The organism is Bacillus horti (assembly GCF_030813115.1).
Classification (GTDB): Bacteria; Bacillota; Bacilli; order Caldalkalibacillales; family JCM-10596; genus Bacillus_CH; species Bacillus_CH horti.
Genome location: NZ_JAUSTY010000020.1, coordinates 75,524 through 92,325, shown reverse-complemented (window position 1 = coordinate 92,325; position 16,802 = coordinate 75,524). Strand labels below are relative to the sequence as shown.

Sequence of the window (16,802 nt, the reverse complement as noted above, 5' to 3'; positions counted from 1 at the left end):
CTTGATATTTTTGATTTGTGGGACATAAAAAATGCTCCTCCTAGTCGTAAACAGTTTTTATTATTTAAACTGTCTACCACAAGGGGAGCATATCATATCTGAATGAGCACAGCTCTTTTTATTAAATTTCGGAGATTGTTTTAAACGTTGTTATCCTGTATTTTGGACTAAGCCCCTCGGAGCCTTAGTTCGCTACCATCACATACTCTCCGATCGTGATGTATCTTGAGCTATCATTAGGATCCTCCATTTGCAATTTTAACGTGTATTCTCCCCTAGACCCTAGACGAAGATTAGCCACATTAAGGTTCCCAATAAAGCTCCCGTTGTACTGAGACGTATCAATCGTTACAGGGTTTCCTGTATAGATTGTGCTATTGCTGCTGTCCACCACGACAAAACGCGTCTTTAGCTCCTTAGAAATTGGAACCTTAGCTACCTGGGTAGCTACTTGAAAGGAATGTGTGCTTCCAGCACGAAACGTCGGATTTACCTCTAAGGACGTTTTATTACGATTAATGATCGTCATGTTCACAACTGGCTTTTTAATCATAGCTAATTTCCGACCATTATCCCATTCTGTATAGGCATTTAAAAGCTCTGCTGCCTGACCAATTGGAATCATCGTTCTGTTGTTCACAATGATCGGGGGAACTTCATCCTCATTCAGCATAACTCCATTTACTTCAACTTTTGCTGTATTAAATCCTAGAAATTGGTTTAAATTAGCGTTAGCCTGGCCGCCACTAAAGATAAAAACAATGCATAAGCTTAAAATAAGGGCTGTAACAATATTCTGCTTAGTACGATCCTGCCTTATCATAAAAACCTCCAATATCATAAAATGCAGTTAAAAAAGAAAGTCACTTACCTTTCTTATTCTGTTATCCTTTTATACGCATTAGTCTACCATTAGTTTTGCAAAAAAAACGTCCAATGAAAAATCATAAGCAAAAAAGCTAGAAAAGGGATTCTCTCTCCCTCTCCTAGCTTCCTTTGACCCTTATTAAACGCCACAGCCCCCGGAGCAACCTCCAGAACCACAGCCTGCTCCACCACAGCCTCCTTGATCCCAAAAAGGATTTCCAGTAGGTACCTTGATCTGCTCTGAAACAGAAAAAGCAATCAGCTGACTAATTTCATTTAATAGCTTCTCCAGCTCTTTTTCCGCTTTTTTAAAACGAACCACCAGTTCATTTTGATCTAATGTTCGCTTCATTTCACGCATGCTTTTCTTCACCGCGTCGTAATCTGGGTGATACTTTCCAAAGCGCTCTACCTCTTCAAAGTCCTCCTTCTTCTTCACAAACTGCCTGATTAACAGTTGTGCTTCAGGATCGGCGTTTAACTCCGTACGTGAATCAGTATATTCACGCATAACATCTGAATCTATAATCAATTCACCTAATTGGTAGGCTTCATCCATATAATGTGAAAGCTCTAGTGAGGCAATCATAAGAAGCACCTCCTCTTGCTATTCATTGTATCATGTTTTTTTCTGAAGTACAGGAAATAAAAGCTGCATCCTTTGCATTTCTCTAAGAGGTATTTTTCCCCTTTTTTCAGCGACACACACCCATTCTCCCGCAATCGTTTGGCTCGTAACAGGGTGTATGCGTACAATTTCACCGTCTGCCGCTTCATACTGAACAAGCAGCTGATGCTGAATCGCTTTTTCTACGATTTCCTTTTTTGTTTGATCATGATAAGGCAGCATTTGCTTTCTCCATAGCTCAGGAAGCTGCTTCCATCCTGGAATCGCTTCTGTAAGATCAGGGAACACGTTTTCAACTCTTAGCTGACCGGCATAAGAGCCTCCAAAGTTAATGAGAGAAGGTCTTTCTTCTTTCTCTTCGTGACTAAACTGCTTCCCTTTCTCGTCAGCTCGATACACGGAAATTTGGTTTTGAGCTAGAAATAGCTGTACCCGCTCTTCGACTAGCTTATCAATCCCTATACAGGCTGTCGTGGAAACATGAACTTTAATTTGCTCATTCTGACAAAATTGAAGAACAGCTTGAAGAAGCTGAGCATCCTGTATGTGAAACAAAGCAATCGTTGACACACTGACCTGTCTCGTTTTTTTTGCCCACTCCTGCATCTGTTTTAGGAATGCCTCAGGAATAGGCTGCTTGGAATGGGTAGCTAACCAATCTAACCATTTTGGGATAGAAAGATCGTGTTCAATCGCCTGTGATAGTCTTGATAAGGATAGCTTAAGCACAATCATGGAGTCCCATCCTTGCATTTCCAAACAGTCCGTTAGCCTCCAAAGTACAGGAAGTGGGGTTAAAGCAGAGCAGAAGCACTCTAGATTAGGTTGCACCCACACTTCTGCTGGTCCCTCTACAGGATACAGCCAGCGCCAGCATAGCTCCTGCTTCTTGGATTCTCTGTACTCCACAAGGCCTAACATATGTAAAGGATCAATAAGCTCCTCTTTGATTGTGCTAAGAAGCTCAGAGACAGGGGGTAACGGATAATGCTCCTCCCATTGTTCAACAAACTGGAGAAGAGGGAATGAATGCTGCTCGTTCACAGCTAATCCTGCGTCTCTTAAATAGCTATACATCCATGAAGTCTTAGGCTTAAATCTTTCCAAAAAATAGCTCCTGAAATCACCCATAAGCTTAGCTCTTGAACCCTGCATAAACGCATCAATTTGGGTGATTTGTACATGTAACTCATGTTTCGTCCAATATATGAGTTTTCTCACCGTAAAATAATCTAACAGCACAGCTAACTGGTTTGAATATACCTCTCTTTGATCCACTGACAAATCAAACGCTTTTAGTGACAAGGGCTGCTGATCCCATAATTCCTCCCATCGTCTAATCACGCGCTTATGCAACGTTCCTTTTTGTGTTAACGTGATCTTCCCTTCCTTGGTCTGTCTTAAATCATCGAGAATAGAAAACATCCATTGGAAGGCTGGTACGGGGGGCTTAATACCATCTTCCCTCTCTCTTGAAACAGAGAAGTGTACAGTATCTGTAGAAAGTACCGGCTCGGATTGGATGCCAGAAGTAGCTATAAGATACTTATAGAAAGCTAATTCAAGTTCAACTGGAAAAATATAAGCCTCCTCCCCCCATTGACGTCGAAAGCTATATATTAAACCCTTTTGTCGTAATCCGACCAAGCCAAGGCGGAATAAATTAGACTTTATCCCCTGCACTTCTTGATCAATTTGACGATAAGATAGAAAGTCCCGACCTACATGAAAAATAAAAAAGCGGAGTACATCCTTTTCGTAAGGAGATAAGCTCTTATAAATTTCCTGGATATACGTCTGTTCCTGTAGCTTTTCTTGCAGAACACCTCTCAGTTTCTTCTCCTCTTCATCCATTAGCCCATGAAAAATAGGAGGCAGCTCCTGAACCATAGCTAACAGATTCGATATTGATATACCTTCTAGGCATGATTGTAATTGCTGCCTCATGATCCTCATCTACTCCTCCACTAATTGATAGCGATAGCCCTGCTCGATTAAAAAAAGCTGTCGCTTCAACGCATACTCCTGATCCTTAGAATCCTTCGTCACCACATGATAAAAATAGCAGGTATTATTTCCTTTTTTGGGACGTAGGATTCTGCCTAAACGCTGGGCCTCCTCCTGTCTAGATCCAAACATGCCAGAAACCTGAATCGCTACGGTAGCATCTGGCAAATCAATAGCAAAGTTAGCAACTTTTGATACCGCCAATATAGGTATCTCCCCTTTTCTAAAAGCGTCGTACAAGTCCTCCCGTTCAGCATGCTTCATCTTGCCTGTAATGACAGGGATGTCCAACAAGACGCCAAGCTGCTCTAGCTGTTCTACATATTGCCCAATAATTAACGTAGGCTCCCCCTCATGTTTCTTTAACAATACTTTAACAGCGTCAATCTTATTTGGATTTTCTTGCGCAATCCTCGCTTGTCTTTTCGCATTCGTTAAAAAATACTGCTCTTTCATAAAGTCATCAAAATTAACTCTTACCTCCGTACAGAAGGCTGTCGCAATATAACCTTGTTGCTCTAGCTTTTTCCATGGGACAGAATAAATTTTTGGGCCAATTAAGCTAAACACATCCTCTTCTCTTCCGTCCTCACGAATGAGTGTAGCCGTCAAGCCCAATCGACGTGTTGATTGTATGCTTGCTGTTGCTCGAAAAATTGGAGCCGGTAGCAGATGTACCTCATCGTAAATTATGAGCCCCCACTCTTTCTGCTGAAACACATCTAAATGGATAAATTCTTGTTCTGCTTTATACGTTAGAACCTGGTATGTAGCAATCGTCACAGGTTTAATTTCCTTCATCTCTCCTGTATACTCTCCAACATCCTGTTCCGTTAATGTCGTTTTTTCTAATAGCTCTCTCTTCCATTGCTTGACAGAGGCATGATTTGTAGTCAGAATGAGTGTTGCACATTGTAGCTTGTTGACAGAGGCAATCCCTATAATCGTTTTACCTGCCCCACAGGGTAGAACTAGTACCCCTTGTCCACCATGTGTTTGCCCATCCTGATAAAAAGCTTCTACAGCATCCACCTGATAATCCCTAAGAGAAAAAGTGGATCCAGACTCTAACACATCCCTTAAAGACAATTTTAGGTAATCTCCTGATGTATATCCTGCTTCATCCTTAATAGGGTAACCAATACGCAATGCTTCCTGTTTAAGCTCACCACGTTTATCTGAATGAATAGATACTTTCCACAATAAGCTCCCGTTTTCTTCAAACTCAAATAGTTTTCCAGAAAAAAAAGAGGAATTTGATGGGTAGCTGACTAATTCTTCAAGATACTCTTTAATTGTAGATTGTAAATAGAGCTCTGATTTCTCTTTAACTAGGCACAAACGCCCATATTTTTGCATAGTTTGATAAACAGATGCTTCTACCTGTGAGCCCAAAGGGAATTTTGTATACGCTCGTAAGTGTTGAATGACCTCCTCAGGAGTTACTCCACTGGATGCGGCGTTCCATAACGTTAAAGGCGTCATTCGATAGGTATGGATATACTCAGGGCTTTTTAATAGCTCTGCAAAGTGATGGAGCACATCTCTTACCTCTTCATACAGAGGGTGTTGAACCTCCACATATAAAGTTAAATCACTTTGCACAACTACAGGATTTTCAGGATTATATTGCATGATTAGCTCCTTCTAAGCATTCAAAAATAAGTATCTTTGTAGTATTTATCATTAAGTATAAACGTGTTAGTCACTACCCATACAACCTACATCGTCCACAGTTTAAAGTTAAACAGCTTTAAAACATATAAAATGATTAAAAAAGGAGGCTTTTAAATGACCCATTTTCATTATCCAGAAGTTGTCCAAAAGGAGCTTGAACGTATCACACACACCGGTGGTGAAAAGATTGTTTCTGATGAAGGCAGCACCTATATCATTTTAGGGTTAGGTGAAAGAAGAACAGGTGGATACGCAATTGAGGTCGTAGATATAACTGAGCAAGCTGGTCCAGTAAATTCCTTTATTTTAGTAAAAGCAAAGGAAATAAAGCCTGCCCCAGACGCTTTCGTCACTCAAGCCTTCACCTATCCTACACTTGTCTACCGTATTCCTTATACCACTTTACCAATAAGAATAGAGTGGGTCAGGTTTAAATAGGATAGATAGTATCATTAAAGCATATTTTTCGCTCCATCACAAAATTCAGGGGATTACACCGACAGTGACCCCACTTTAATAAGAAACCGTATGCTGGAGGCAGCACACGGCTTCAAAGTTATGATTCACCATTTATTTCTAAATAATGAATATTTAGGTTCAAAAATTACGTGCCTGTTTTTGTAGACTTTTTCTTCGGAGGAGAAAGGGTATACTTTTTGATATGAGGTAAAATCTCTTCTGTCGGAATAGCAAAGCCCATATTTTGAAAATTAGGTATGATGACAGCGTTAATTCCGATTACCCTTCCCTTTGAATTAAAAAGTGGTCCACCACTATTACCGGGATTTAGAGCTGTGTTCGTTTGCAATACAAAATTATACTCATGCTCCTCGGTGGATATTTGTCTATTTTTTCCGCTTATGATTCCCGTTGTAAGTGTGTAATCAAAGCCAAAGGGGTTGCCTATGGCAAATACATTTTCTCCAACTGTGGCCTTTTTAGAAGATCCGAATTTGACCTCCTTAAAGCGCTCTTTTGCTTGAATCTCGACAATTGCAATATCTTTTTCTGGATACTCCAAGACTACTTTTCCTTGGTAAAGCTGCTGCTCTGAACCTAATTTTATTCGAATCATGTTCATTCCATCAACCACATGATGGCAAGTAAGAATGTGTCCTTTAGGATGAATAATGACTCCACTTCCATAGCTAATCTTCTTTTCATCGACAACCTGGGGAGGAGAAAACGGAGATAATCCTCTTCTTCCCAGCATCCTTTTTTCCTTTACTCCTTCAATAGAGACGATACTCTGCTTCAGGTCCTGAAATAATTTTGATAATTTAGCGCTCAATGAAGAAACACCCCCTTACATATTGTCGGATCTCTTTAGTGTGGCGATGTATTATATCTATAATAAATCATGTGCAGCGCTTTTAAGCTCTTCCTTCATAGTATGGAACGCGTCAACTAGATGTTCCATAAACTATTTATATCTGATCAGTTTAAGGAGGAGCGAAAATGAAAGTCATTGCTCACCGAGGATCATCTCAAGTAGCTCCAGAGAATACGTATCCAGCTATTCGGCGTGCTATTCAAGATCATGTTGACGGAATTGAGATAGATGTTCAGTTAACAAAGGACCAAGAGCTAGTCGTCATTCATGATGAGTGGTTAAATCGGACAACGAACGGGAAAGGTTTTGTTTTCAATACAACGTCTGCTCAAATCAAAAAGCTTGATGCTGGAAGCTGGTTTAATAAAAAGTATAAAGGGACGACAGTCCCTCTGCTAGAAGAGGTTTTGGAGTGGGTAAAGCCTTATTCTCTAGAACTGCATATTGAGTTGAAAAATAACCTCTTACCCTATAAGGGTATGGAGGAGAAAGTCATACGAATACTAAACCAACATAACCTTGAAAAAAAAGCTGTTCTTTCTTCCTTTAGAAGAGAAAGCCTCGAAATCTGTAGGAAGATTCACCCTACAATCCGCACAGGCTACTTATGCTGGAGTACTTTACTTCCGTTGCTAGAGCAAAGTGAATGGGACTATCTCCACCTTGATTCCATTCACCCTCATATTTCTTTGTTAGACCATGAAGTGACTCTGCTTAAAAATATGGGCTATCGTATCTACCCCTACGTTATCCAAAGGAAACATGAGCTTAAAAAATGCTTACGCTATCAAGTAGATGGGATATTTACAGGATCTCCAAACAAAGCCAAACAGATCATTCGTGAGACAACCACATAACACAAGATCATCCATATGAAACACTCGATAAATTTCTTAGAAAAACTTAGCTTGTCGCCAAGCCCTGGCGAAAGCCTTAGTTTTTCTTATACTATCTACCTCTGAACTTATAAATTATAATTATAAATTCTTAGACTGTAAAAAAGTCTTCGACACCACCCGTGTAAAGTGGCGTCGAAGACTTTAAAGGCTTTATAAATAACAAATTTTAGACATGCTTAGCACCTGCTTTAAGGACGCAAAAAGTTTTGTGTGAAATGCTTTTCAATCACACCAACACCCAAATGTGTAAATTGCTCCTCCATCACATTTTTCCTGTGACCTAAGCTATTTAACCACCCCTGATGAGCATCTGGTCCATCAACGTAATTCCAAGCAATATTTTCTCCCGCACTACTATACGCAACATTCGCTCTTTGAAGTCGATCACCCAAGTCACCAAAGGTAGGTGAAACATGATCAAAATAATCATTCACTCCCATATCCGAACTATGCCCTCTAGCCACCTCCGCCGCTTCTCCATGCCACTCGAAAGGATCTAAATCATACCAAACCCTAGTAATATTAATGATATCAAAAATTTGCCTTTCGCTCGCTTGCTCTATATCCTTCCACTCCTGCTCAGAAGGAGAAGGTGCTTCTGGAAGCTGCCCAATATACTTTAGGGCATACGGACGATGTAACAAAAGAGTTTCTGTATCCATCAATCGTATAGCAGATATTTGCTGATTGTTATGAATGTCTATATATAACTGGATAGCGGTGTCACCAACTATGCTTAAAGGCCTCTCTTCTATATCAGTAGACGTTAAATCGAAGGTGTAATAACCTAGCTTATGGTTAAAAGAGACACTCTCCCTTTGCTCCCAAGCTTCTTCCCATTGTTCACTATTAAGGCCAGGTGATAGTTCATTCCAGGACCATTTAGGTGCATTCGTATATAAGGTAACTAACTCACCATTCTTTACTCCAACCTGAATGTAAGTTTCCCAATCATCATTATATACCCACCACGTGTAGCCATAAGCACTAGGCTCCTCACGCTGAGGTTCACCTAAGGTATTTAGTATTTCTTGCTCCTTCATACCTAGATAAACACTTTTTGATTCTTCTCCATCCTCCTCTAAAAACAACTGTTGATCCTCTTCTACAAAGCTATGCCTAGCTTGCATTGTATCGTTTGCTTGAGAAGAATCATCAGGCATGTACCGATCTATTTCCACTAAGGAAGTAGGCTCATCCGAACGTAATTCAATCCACTTATTTTGAATAGCATCTGTCCAGGAATTCCAACCAAATATATAAATATGAAGGCCTGATGCTAGGAGCATTCCGATTAACAGCCACTTCCAACCTCTCACAACTATCGTACCTCCCTACTGCTCTTAAACATGATTATGCCTTCTTTAAGCATATCATAAACATTCGTCTGATTTTGTCATTTATGCTCGACTCTCTATTGTAGTTTATTTTCTTCCCTGATTGGACTAGCTTTCATGTCTTTACGCAGGATATTCAGCTTCTTATATCCAAACAAAAAAACACCGTATTGGCCGATTTAATAAACAGCTTTCTACGGTGTACTTGTTCTTTTCAAATTAGCTATGGAATTTACTATTATTTAATGAGCAGTAGGATGCTGATGACCTGCTTTATCCTCTGATATGTGAGACAAAGCTTCTTCAGCTTCTTCATCATAACTTTTCCTTACAGCTAAATCCTTCAGGGCACACATTCCCACGAGCTTTGAGCCTTCTACTATTGGCAAGCGCCGAATTTGATTTTGAGACATTAACTGTGCCGCTTCATCAACACTCATATCTGGTGTTGCTGTTATTAGTTCATGACTCATAATCTCAGTAATTTGTGTGGAATTAGGTCTTTTTTCTGCCATGGCTCGAATCACTAGATCTCTATCCGTTACAATACCTATCAGTTGACCGTTAGAAACTACTGGTATCGCTCCAATATCCCACGATTTCATTTTAACGGCTGCTTCGTAAATGTTATCCTCTGCTATACAGCTTTTCACATCTCTTGTCAGAATATCGCTTAATGTTTGCATGATTAATACCTCCTACTATTTCTTACATAGAATTTACTTAAATATGTTAATCTACACTTCAATAGAACCGTGTTATGAATAGTGAGCCCAGTATGTGACTGCTATTTGCTTAAAAACAACTGTGTCCAATAAGGACCAGAGCTACCTTCCACAAATCCAACACCTATATGCGTGTAATTTTGGCTCAAAATATTCTGCCTGTGTCCCTGACTGTTCATCCAGCCCTGAACAACCTGTTGTGCTGTTCTTTGACCCATTGCTATGTTTTCCCCAGCAGCTCTATACGTAATACCGTAAGCCCTCATCATATCAAAAGGTGACCCATACGTTGGAGATTGATGAGAGAAATAACCCTTATCCCTCATATCCTGCGATTTGTGCCTTGCCACTCTTGAGAGCTCCCAATCAGCTCTTAATGGAGCAAGTCCGTGCTTAGCCCGTTCTTGATTACAAAGTTGGATCACATCATGCTCTATGGCTTTAATACGATCAATAACGGGAATATTTACTTTTTGTTGAGGATAAATCAAATCTGGATTTTGTATTTGGGGATTTGCCTCAATAATTTCGGTCAAGCCGATCTGATAGCGGACTGAGATCTTCCATAATGAGTCCCCAGGCTGAACCGTGTAAGTTGTAGAAGTTTGTGCTAAACTAGAGATTGGATACACTAAGCCTATCAGGCAAAAAATAACCATACTTAACAGAAGTTTTTGTATACGTGTGTTCATAATCAATTCCTCCTTCTTTTATAGAATGTGTTAAGAAGGAGTTTTCCTTACTTAAGGATAACTGGTAATTTATTCATATTTTTGTGTCTAAATCATAAAAATACGTGAATTTAATTGCAACGAAGCTTTTTTTTTACTATTATTAATATGTTATGAAGATGTTGAACATGGACCTTTTGGGCAAAGGAGGCAATCGTAATATGAAAATAGAAGGAACAGGATTAGAAGCTAAAGAGGCCACATTGCTTGAGTTGGATCACGCTACAGAGGAATTAGGTTTTGTTCGTTGGGCTTGGGATTACAGCAAAGCAACTTATGATTTAAAGTATGATGATAGACAAACGAAAGAAAGATATTATCTGCGTGTCCCAGCTGAGTCAATTAAAGGGCAGGTGCATGATGATGGACACAGAGACAGTATGCTTAAACTAGGAACTCCATACATCGGAAGATACACACATCCACATGGTATGGACTATGAGTATGATTTTCCTAAGCATATTTTAGACCATGCTAAAAAAGTCCTATCTACATTAAGCTCATCTATTTAATTTGACTTATGTTCTACCTGAACGGTAGAGCAGGAAATGATTTAAAAAAGAGCAAAAGAAAAAGTGAGGTTCTTTAGACCTCACTTTTTCTTTTGCTATATTCTATCTAGTCTGTTATATAATTTCATAACTAAGACATCTTAGCTAGTGGATCATCTGTATTTTTGTTAAAGATAAACGGCTTCAAGCTTAACAGAAGATTGCTTAGCCTGCGATACATCAACACTTTCAACTCGTACATTGACAACCTGCACCTCAATACCAGTCATGTTTTCAACCATGTCCTTAACGTTTCTTTGTGCTTCCTTGCAGATTCTGTCAATCCTTTGCCCAAAGCTTACAGATACCCTTAAATCAATATACGCTCGATCCTCATCAATTGTAACCTGAACTCCCTTTTGAACGGATTTACCACTCACTCTTTTAGCAATCCCTTCCGCTATCCCTCCAGACATACCTACAATTCCTTCCGTTTCTAGCGTAGCAATTCGAGCAATAACGGCTACCACTTCGTCAGCAATTCTAATCATTCCATGTCCCTTCCACTCATTCATGCTGCTTACCACCTTTCTTCTTAAACTTACGTCGTACTCAGAAAAGCAACAACATTTTCAGACATTTACTTTATTACTCTTATTTTATGCTTCTTTCCCACTGAAAAGCAAGAATTTAAAGCGCTTACACCGTATAATTATACATATCAGCTCTATACTACTGGTATACCCTTTTTGAATAAAAAATACATGTTCCACAGTGATGTTTTTTAGGTTACGTATTATATTCGACAAATTTCCCTAATATCCTTTTAAATTTATTAAAAATGTACATAGTAATAGGAGGGCCATCTCTCCAAAGCGAGCCTAAATAGTATTAATTAAAAAAGTAAAGGAGATGATAGCATGTCCAAGGCAAACAACAATTCTTCCAAAGAACAGATTCAACAAGAAAATCAAAATAAAAGAGGCCATGATCGTACTGTGACTACTACCGATAAAAAGCTTAGTGGACCAAATCGTCCCTCCACCTGATAAAATTTGATACCATGTTTACTTCAAATTTTATACTTTCTCATCTGTTAAAAAATCCCCCAATACACTTTTTAGACTTAAAGTGATTGGGGGATTTTTGTAAAGAGTTAATGGCTAGCTTTATTTTCCTGTTGTTGCTGATACACTTGAAATAATTCTTTTGCTTTCTGATGATCAGCTAGACGAACCTTAATCATGGCTTCATCCTTATTTGAGTATAGCAGTCGCAGGGTTGTCATTTTTCTTTTTAACTCTACTCGTGTTTGAATCTGCTTTCCTTCTAGCATGGCAGCCCACTGGCGAACTTCTCCATGCTCTCCCTCTGCCCCTTCTAGACTGGTCCACTCAGATTGAGAACTCCAGCTTACCGTTCGGGTTAAAACAAGCAGAAAGAGAATAAATCCCACCGCAGCTACACCATATATAATGCCCATCTGGACCTCCTACACTTCATTACATACCAAGTTTCGTTCATGAAATCATTTGCTATACATTTTATCTATATTCTCATTCAATTCTAGCATTATTCCAGAATAATCAAAAGCTCTCCTGTCGTAATACTTTCCCTCTCTTTAACCAGTACACGACTAACTTTCCCATCCTTCGGAGCTTGAACAGTTGTTTCCATTTTCATGGCTTCTGTTACCATTAAATGCTCACCTTTTTTAACTGTATCCCCTTCTTGAATGAGCACGTTCACGACCGTTCCTGGCATAGTTGCTCCAATATGATTAGGGTTGCCTTTTTCCGCCTTTTGCTTCACTGCTGTATCCTGTGGCGCACTTTGATCGACAATTGTAACCTCTCGTGGCTGACCGTTGAGCTCAAAGTATATGATTTTTGTTCCATCTGCCTGCCGCTGTCCAACAGATACTAATTTAATAATTAGTGTTTTCCCCTGCTCCATCTCTACAGCAATCTCTTCCCCTAGCTTTAAACCATAGAAAAAGGTTGGCGTTTCAATAACTGAAACATCTGCATACGTAGCATAATGTTCTTGGTACTCCTCAAAAACCTGAGGATACAAAAGATAGGACAGTACCTCGTGCTCTTTCATATCTCGCTCATATTTCTTTTCAAGCATTTTCTTAGTTTCCTCTAGGTTAACAGGCTCTAATAGCTCTCCTGGTCTACATGTGATTGCGTCTCTGCCATTTAAAATAATCTTTTGGAGCTTCTCAGGGAAGCCTCCATGTGGTTGCCCTAGATAACCTTGAAATAGCTCCACCACGGAGTCTGGAAAGCTTAAGGAAGAACCTTGCTCATAAATATCCTCCTCCGTCAAATTATTTTGCACCATAAACAAAGTCATATCTCCAACCACTTTGGAGGAAGGCGTAACCTTTACAATATCTCCGAACATAAAGTTAACCGTTTGGTACATCTTCTTTACTTCCTCCCAGCGTGAGGCTAAGCCAACAGCTTTAGCCTGCTGTTGAAGATTGCTATATTGTCCACCAGGCATTTCATGCTGATAAACCTCCGTGCTACTAGAACTCATGCCGGAATGAAATCCAGAGTAATACTGGTTAACATCCTCCCAATATTGACTGAGACGCTCCATTTCATCTAGCTTTAAACCTGAACTCCTTTTATCTGGCCCTATACTAGCAAGCAAAGCATTTAAGCTAGGCTGTGAGGTTAATCCTGACAAGGAGCTTATCGCCACATCGACAATATCAACCCCTGCCTCAACTGCTTTCAGATACATCGCTATCCCATTTCCACTAGTATCATGCGTGTGTAAATGGATTGGAAGATCTGTATGATTCTTTAACGCTGAAATAAGCTCATAGGCCGCATAAGGCTTAAGCAGTCCAGCCATGTCCTTAATCGCTAATATATGGGCTCCTGCTTGCTCAAGCTCTTTAGCCATGTTGACATAATACTGTAGATTGTATTTTGAACGTGATGAATCATGAATATCACCTGTATAGCAAATTGACGCTTCAGCAAGCTTCCCTGCCTCTCGAACAGCTTCAATAGCCAGCCTCATTCCTTCTATCCAGTTCAAGCTATCAAAAATACGGAATACATCAATTCCATGAGCAGCAGATTCCTTTACGAATTCTTTAATCACTTGGTCAGGGTAGTTTTTATACCCTACCGCATTCGCTCCACGTAACAGCATTTGAAAAAGAACATTAGGAATACGTTGTCTTAATGTATCAAGCCTCTCCCAAGGATCCTCCTTCAAAAATCTCATGCTCACATCAAATGTAGCCCCTCCCCACATTTCAAGGGAGAACAGGTCAGCTCCATAAAGACTTGTAGCCTCTGCTATTTGTGCTAAATCATACGTTCTAAAACGAGTAGCATAAAGCGATTGATGAGCATCGCGGAATGTTGTATCTGTTAGAAGTACCTGCTTTTGTTCCTTAATCCAGTTAACTAGACCTTCAGGACCTTGTTGGTCTAATATCTGCTTTGTTCCATCTGAAACAGATTGCTGATAAGGAATCATAGGCTTCCGTGGTGGCTTTAAGGCTGGCTTCTTCTGATGCTCTAGCCCGGGGTAGCCATTGACGATCGTATTCCCTATAAATTGAAGCATTTTTGTTCCTCTATCACGCTTCTTCTGGAATTCAAATAGGGATGTCGTCTCATCAACAAATGATGTATCATACTTTCCACTCAAAAAGTTTTCGTGCTGAATCACATTTTCAAGAAAAGGAATATTTGTTTTAACTCCCCTGATACGGAGCTCTTTCAGGTTGCGTAGCATTTTTTTGGCCGCTTGGTCATAGGACATCGCCCAGGTCGATAATTTAACGAGTAAAGAGTCATAATGTGGAGAAATGACAGCCCCAGCAAAGCCATTTCCTGCATCTAAACGCGTTCCAAACCCACCGCCTGTCCGATAGGCAAGAATTTTCCCTGTATCAGGCATAAAGGAATTAGCAGGGTCCTCTGTGGTTACACGACATTGGATGGCATACCCACGCCAATCCAATTTATCCTGTGTGGGGAGCCCAATAGCATCACCATGTAACTCATAGCCACTTGAAATTAAGATCTGAGTCTGGACAATATCATAACCTGTAATAAGCTCTGTAATAGTATGTTCAACCTGTATCCGTGGGTTAACTTCAATAAAATAAAACTCATCCTTAGTGACTAAAAACTCCACCGTACCGGCATTTACATATTGCACATGCTTCATTAATTGTACAGCAGCTTCACAGATCTGCTCTCTTAGCTCCTCACTTAAAGAAACGCTAGGGGCAACCTCCACAACCTTCTGATATCTCCTTTGAACAGAGCAATCGCGTTCAAATAAATGAAGAATATGTCCATGTGTATCTCCAACCACTTGAACTTCAATATGCTTAGGGTTTTCAATATACTTCTCCACATATACAGCAGCATTTCCAAAGGAAGCGTGTGCTTCAGACTTAGCTCTTCCAAATGCTTCCTCCAACTCATCACGAGAACGTACAATTCTCATCCCACGTCCACCACCACCAGAAGCGGCTTTTATGATAAAGGGATAACCATACTGCTTGGCAAATAATACAACCTCTTGGTACGAATCTACAGGCTCATCCGTCCCTGGTATGACTGGAAGGCCCGCTTCTAAGGCTTGTTTTCTAGCCTCCACCTTGTCTCCGAATTTATTTAAAAGTGTCTCATCCGGACCAATGAACGTTATGTTTTCTTCCTTACACCTTTTCGCAAAGGTTGAATTTTCAGACAAAAACCCATAACCAGGATGGATTGCCTCAACTTCATTACGCTTAGCAATTTCAATGATACCTTCAATATCTAAATAGGCCTCAATTGGTTTTTTTCCTCTGCCTACCAAATAAGCTTCATCCGCTTTAAATCGATGTAGGCTCGTTTCATCCTCTTCGGAATATATAGCCACTGTACGGATATTTAGCTCAGTACATGCACGAAAGATACGAATCGCTATCTCTCCACGATTCGCCACTAATACTTTTGAAAATGTTTGGACTTCATTCATATCTCCGTGTTACCCTCCCTCTATGATAGGCTTTAATAAATGTAAAATTGAATTAATTATAGCATACTTGGAGTAAATGTTCATTGGCTAGATCAAGCCTCAGTAACTCGTATCACATTGCCGGTTAAATCCTCTAAGTCAAAGTGCTTGGGAGCTTGATCACTTATTTGAGTAACTTTCACTCCCTTTTCTTTTAGCCACTGATAAGCTTCGTCTAATGCAGGAGATTCTATACCAACGAATGGAGTCAAGTCATTTGAATTCGTATAACGTATCGGCTCACTATCCTCAAGTGAAACAAGACCTAACCAGCCTGATTTAGATTCAAGCTTTAAATCTGCCCCGAGCTTCCAATGATCTATAAGTCCCATTTGAAAGAAGTTCGTGTACCAATCTATGGCGGCTTCTATATCATGTACAGGCAAAAATTTAGCAGCAACACCATCAAATAATTCCATCTCTCTTAATCGAGGATAGATTTCTTCATATATTCCATAATATACATTTTCCGCAAGGTTCACTTCCTGCACCACACCAAGATAGTTGTCATCAGGATCAATGACAACAAAACAGTGAGTCGGCTCCTCCTCTCTAAATGTGGTAAGGTGAGCACCCTTTTCTTTCAATTGCTCATATGTATATTTGGCATCCACACAATATAGATTAAAAGCTGCTGTTCCTAAAGAAGCATTTATGTATTTGCTGCTCTTAAATTCGTTATTTGTCACCATAGATTGTACTAAACCTAACTGAGCATCCCCACGATATATTTTAAAAAAGGCTCCTCTTTCTCTATCATTTTCCCAAACGTGCTCTAGCTCAAACCCTAAAACATCCTCATACCACTTTATTGAGTGCTCCAATTGTGTGACAGGTAGATAGACAGCATTAATTCTACTAAATAATGATTTCATTATAATTTCCTCCTAATTTAAATTTACTCGAGAACGGCAACAGCATCCACCTAAGCATAAATAGCCCGTCTCATAGAATCATCTCCCTTTTCATAATGTTCTTACAAAAATTACTACCAAATTTATCCCATTATAGCAAGTAAAATAATCAAAGAAAAAGAGCCTAACGTTTAAGTT

At 39.7% G+C, this 16,802-nt stretch carries 16 protein-coding genes; 4 read left to right on the top strand and 12 right to left on the bottom strand.

The features are described from left to right. Positions 1–184 precede the first annotated feature (184 nt). The 4 genes from J2S11_RS18565 to J2S11_RS18550 form a co-directional block, all read right to left on the bottom strand. Positions 185–823, bottom strand: coding sequence for a stalk domain-containing protein (locus J2S11_RS18565; RefSeq protein ID WP_307397125.1), 639 nt, complete (start codon positions 821–823; stop codon positions 185–187). A 183-nt stretch (positions 824–1,006) separates the two neighbouring features. Next, positions 1,007–1,456, bottom strand: a complete 450-nt coding sequence (locus tag J2S11_RS18560; RefSeq protein ID WP_307397123.1) for a YlbF/YmcA family competence regulator — start codon at positions 1,454–1,456, stop codon at positions 1,007–1,009. Positions 1,457–1,486: 30 nt separating this feature from the next. Beyond that, positions 1,487–3,442, bottom strand: a complete 1,956-nt coding sequence (locus J2S11_RS18555) for a hypothetical protein (protein WP_307397121.1) — start codon at positions 3,440–3,442, stop codon at positions 1,487–1,489. Between the two features lie 9 nt (positions 3,443–3,451). Beyond that, positions 3,452–5,137, bottom strand: a complete 1,686-nt coding sequence (locus tag J2S11_RS18550; RefSeq protein ID WP_307397119.1) for a DNA repair helicase XPB — start codon at positions 5,135–5,137, stop codon at positions 3,452–3,454. Between the two features lie 156 nt (positions 5,138–5,293). Here J2S11_RS18550 and J2S11_RS18545 point away from each other — a divergent pair, with 156 nt between their 5' ends. After that, a complete protein-coding gene (locus J2S11_RS18545) occupies positions 5,294–5,617 on the top strand; it encodes a protease complex subunit PrcB family protein (RefSeq protein ID WP_307397117.1) in 324 nt (107 codons plus the stop codon). 166 nt (positions 5,618–5,783) lie between these two features. Here J2S11_RS18545 and J2S11_RS18540 read toward each other — a convergent pair whose 3' ends face one another. After that, positions 5,784–6,470: a S1C family serine protease gene (locus tag J2S11_RS18540; RefSeq protein WP_307397115.1), complete on the bottom strand. Its 687-nt coding sequence runs from the start codon at positions 6,468–6,470 to the stop codon at positions 5,784–5,786. A 167-nt stretch (positions 6,471–6,637) separates the two neighbouring features. Between J2S11_RS18540 and J2S11_RS18535 the strand changes: the two genes are divergently transcribed. Beyond that, positions 6,638–7,369, top strand: a complete 732-nt coding sequence (locus tag J2S11_RS18535) for a glycerophosphodiester phosphodiesterase (RefSeq protein WP_307397114.1) — start codon at positions 6,638–6,640, stop codon at positions 7,367–7,369. Positions 7,370–7,599: 230 nt separating this feature from the next. Here the strand turns inward: J2S11_RS18535 and J2S11_RS18530 are convergent, their stop codons facing one another. The 3 genes from J2S11_RS18530 to safA form a co-directional block, all read right to left on the bottom strand. Next, positions 7,600–8,730: a CAP domain-containing protein gene (locus J2S11_RS18530; RefSeq protein ID WP_307397113.1), complete on the bottom strand. Its 1,131-nt coding sequence runs from the start codon at positions 8,728–8,730 to the stop codon at positions 7,600–7,602. Positions 8,731–8,990: 260 nt separating this feature from the next. After that, the gene (locus J2S11_RS18525; RefSeq protein WP_307397111.1) at positions 8,991–9,434 is read right to left on the bottom strand and encodes a CBS domain-containing protein; all 444 of its coding nucleotides are present in this window, start codon (positions 9,432–9,434) and stop codon (positions 8,991–8,993) included. A 101-nt stretch (positions 9,435–9,535) separates the two neighbouring features. Further along, positions 9,536–10,165: a SafA/ExsA family spore coat assembly protein gene (gene safA / locus J2S11_RS18520; protein WP_307397109.1), complete on the bottom strand. Its 630-nt coding sequence runs from the start codon at positions 10,163–10,165 to the stop codon at positions 9,536–9,538. A 200-nt stretch (positions 10,166–10,365) separates the two neighbouring features. Here safA and J2S11_RS18515 point away from each other — a divergent pair, with 200 nt between their 5' ends. After that, positions 10,366–10,716 carry a YugN family protein gene (locus J2S11_RS18515; protein WP_307397108.1) on the top strand — a complete coding sequence of 117 codons (351 nt, stop codon included), beginning with the start codon at positions 10,366–10,368 and terminating at the stop codon, positions 10,714–10,716. Positions 10,717–10,883: 167 nt separating this feature from the next. On the opposite strand, the gene J2S11_RS18510 is transcribed toward J2S11_RS18515, so the two are convergent. Then, entirely contained in the window at positions 10,884–11,270 is a 387-nt protein-coding gene (locus J2S11_RS18510; RefSeq protein WP_307397106.1) for an Asp23/Gls24 family envelope stress response protein, read from the bottom strand. Between the two features lie 345 nt (positions 11,271–11,615). On the opposite strand from J2S11_RS18510, the gene J2S11_RS18505 reads away from it, so the two are divergent. Then, complete coding sequence (locus J2S11_RS18505; RefSeq protein ID WP_307397104.1) at positions 11,616–11,744, top strand: spore protein; 129 nt, start codon at positions 11,616–11,618, stop codon at positions 11,742–11,744. A 107-nt stretch (positions 11,745–11,851) separates the two neighbouring features. Here J2S11_RS18505 and J2S11_RS18500 read toward each other — a convergent pair whose 3' ends face one another. The 3 genes from J2S11_RS18500 to J2S11_RS18490 all read right to left on the bottom strand — a co-directional run bounded on the left by J2S11_RS18500 (position 11,852) and on the right by J2S11_RS18490 (position 16,625). Beyond that, positions 11,852–12,178 (bottom strand): hypothetical protein, encoded by a 327-nt coding sequence (locus J2S11_RS18500; protein ID WP_307397102.1) that lies wholly within the window; start codon positions 12,176–12,178, stop codon positions 11,852–11,854. Positions 12,179–12,267: 89 nt separating this feature from the next. Next, positions 12,268–15,711: a pyruvate carboxylase gene (gene pyc, locus J2S11_RS18495; protein ID WP_307397100.1), complete on the bottom strand. Its 3,444-nt coding sequence runs from the start codon at positions 15,709–15,711 to the stop codon at positions 12,268–12,270. Positions 15,712–15,803: 92 nt separating this feature from the next. After that, positions 15,804–16,625 (bottom strand): VOC family protein, encoded by an 822-nt coding sequence (locus J2S11_RS18490; protein ID WP_307397098.1) that lies wholly within the window; start codon positions 16,623–16,625, stop codon positions 15,804–15,806. Between the last annotated feature and the right edge of the window lie 177 nt (positions 16,626–16,802).

What these genes read in the sequence shown, in the direction of transcription:
- J2S11_RS18560 (WP_307397123.1), bottom strand. Translation starts at nt 1,456, where the DNA reads ATGATTGCCTCACTAGAGCTTTCACATTATATGGATGAAGCCTACCAA.
- pyc (WP_307397100.1), bottom strand. Translation starts at nt 15,711, where the DNA reads ATGAATGAAGTCCAAACATTTTCAAAAGTATTAGTGGCGAATCGTGGA.
- J2S11_RS18550 (WP_307397119.1), bottom strand. Translation starts at nt 5,137, where the DNA reads ATGCAATATAATCCTGAAAATCCTGTAGTTGTGCAAAGTGATTTAACT.
- J2S11_RS18565 (WP_307397125.1), bottom strand. Translation starts at nt 823, where the DNA reads ATGATAAGGCAGGATCGTACTAAGCAGAATATTGTTACAGCCCTTATT.
- J2S11_RS18510 (WP_307397106.1), bottom strand. Translation starts at nt 11,270, where the DNA reads ATGAATGAGTGGAAGGGACATGGAATGATTAGAATTGCTGACGAAGTG.
- J2S11_RS18525 (WP_307397111.1), bottom strand. Translation starts at nt 9,434, where the DNA reads ATGCAAACATTAAGCGATATTCTGACAAGAGATGTGAAAAGCTGTATA.
- J2S11_RS18555 (WP_307397121.1), bottom strand. Translation starts at nt 3,442, where the DNA reads ATGAGGCAGCAATTACAATCATGCCTAGAAGGTATATCAATATCGAAT.
- J2S11_RS18490 (WP_307397098.1), bottom strand. Translation starts at nt 16,625, where the DNA reads ATGAAATCATTATTTAGTAGAATTAATGCTGTCTATCTACCTGTCACA.
- J2S11_RS18500 (WP_307397102.1), bottom strand. Translation starts at nt 12,178, where the DNA reads ATGGGCATTATATATGGTGTAGCTGCGGTGGGATTTATTCTCTTTCTG.
- J2S11_RS18535 (WP_307397114.1), top strand. Translation starts at nt 6,638, where the DNA reads ATGAAAGTCATTGCTCACCGAGGATCATCTCAAGTAGCTCCAGAGAAT.
- J2S11_RS18515 (WP_307397108.1), top strand. Translation starts at nt 10,366, where the DNA reads ATGAAAATAGAAGGAACAGGATTAGAAGCTAAAGAGGCCACATTGCTT.
- safA (WP_307397109.1), bottom strand. Translation starts at nt 10,165, where the DNA reads ATGAACACACGTATACAAAAACTTCTGTTAAGTATGGTTATTTTTTGC.
- J2S11_RS18505 (WP_307397104.1), top strand. Translation starts at nt 11,616, where the DNA reads ATGTCCAAGGCAAACAACAATTCTTCCAAAGAACAGATTCAACAAGAA.
- J2S11_RS18545 (WP_307397117.1), top strand. Translation starts at nt 5,294, where the DNA reads ATGACCCATTTTCATTATCCAGAAGTTGTCCAAAAGGAGCTTGAACGT.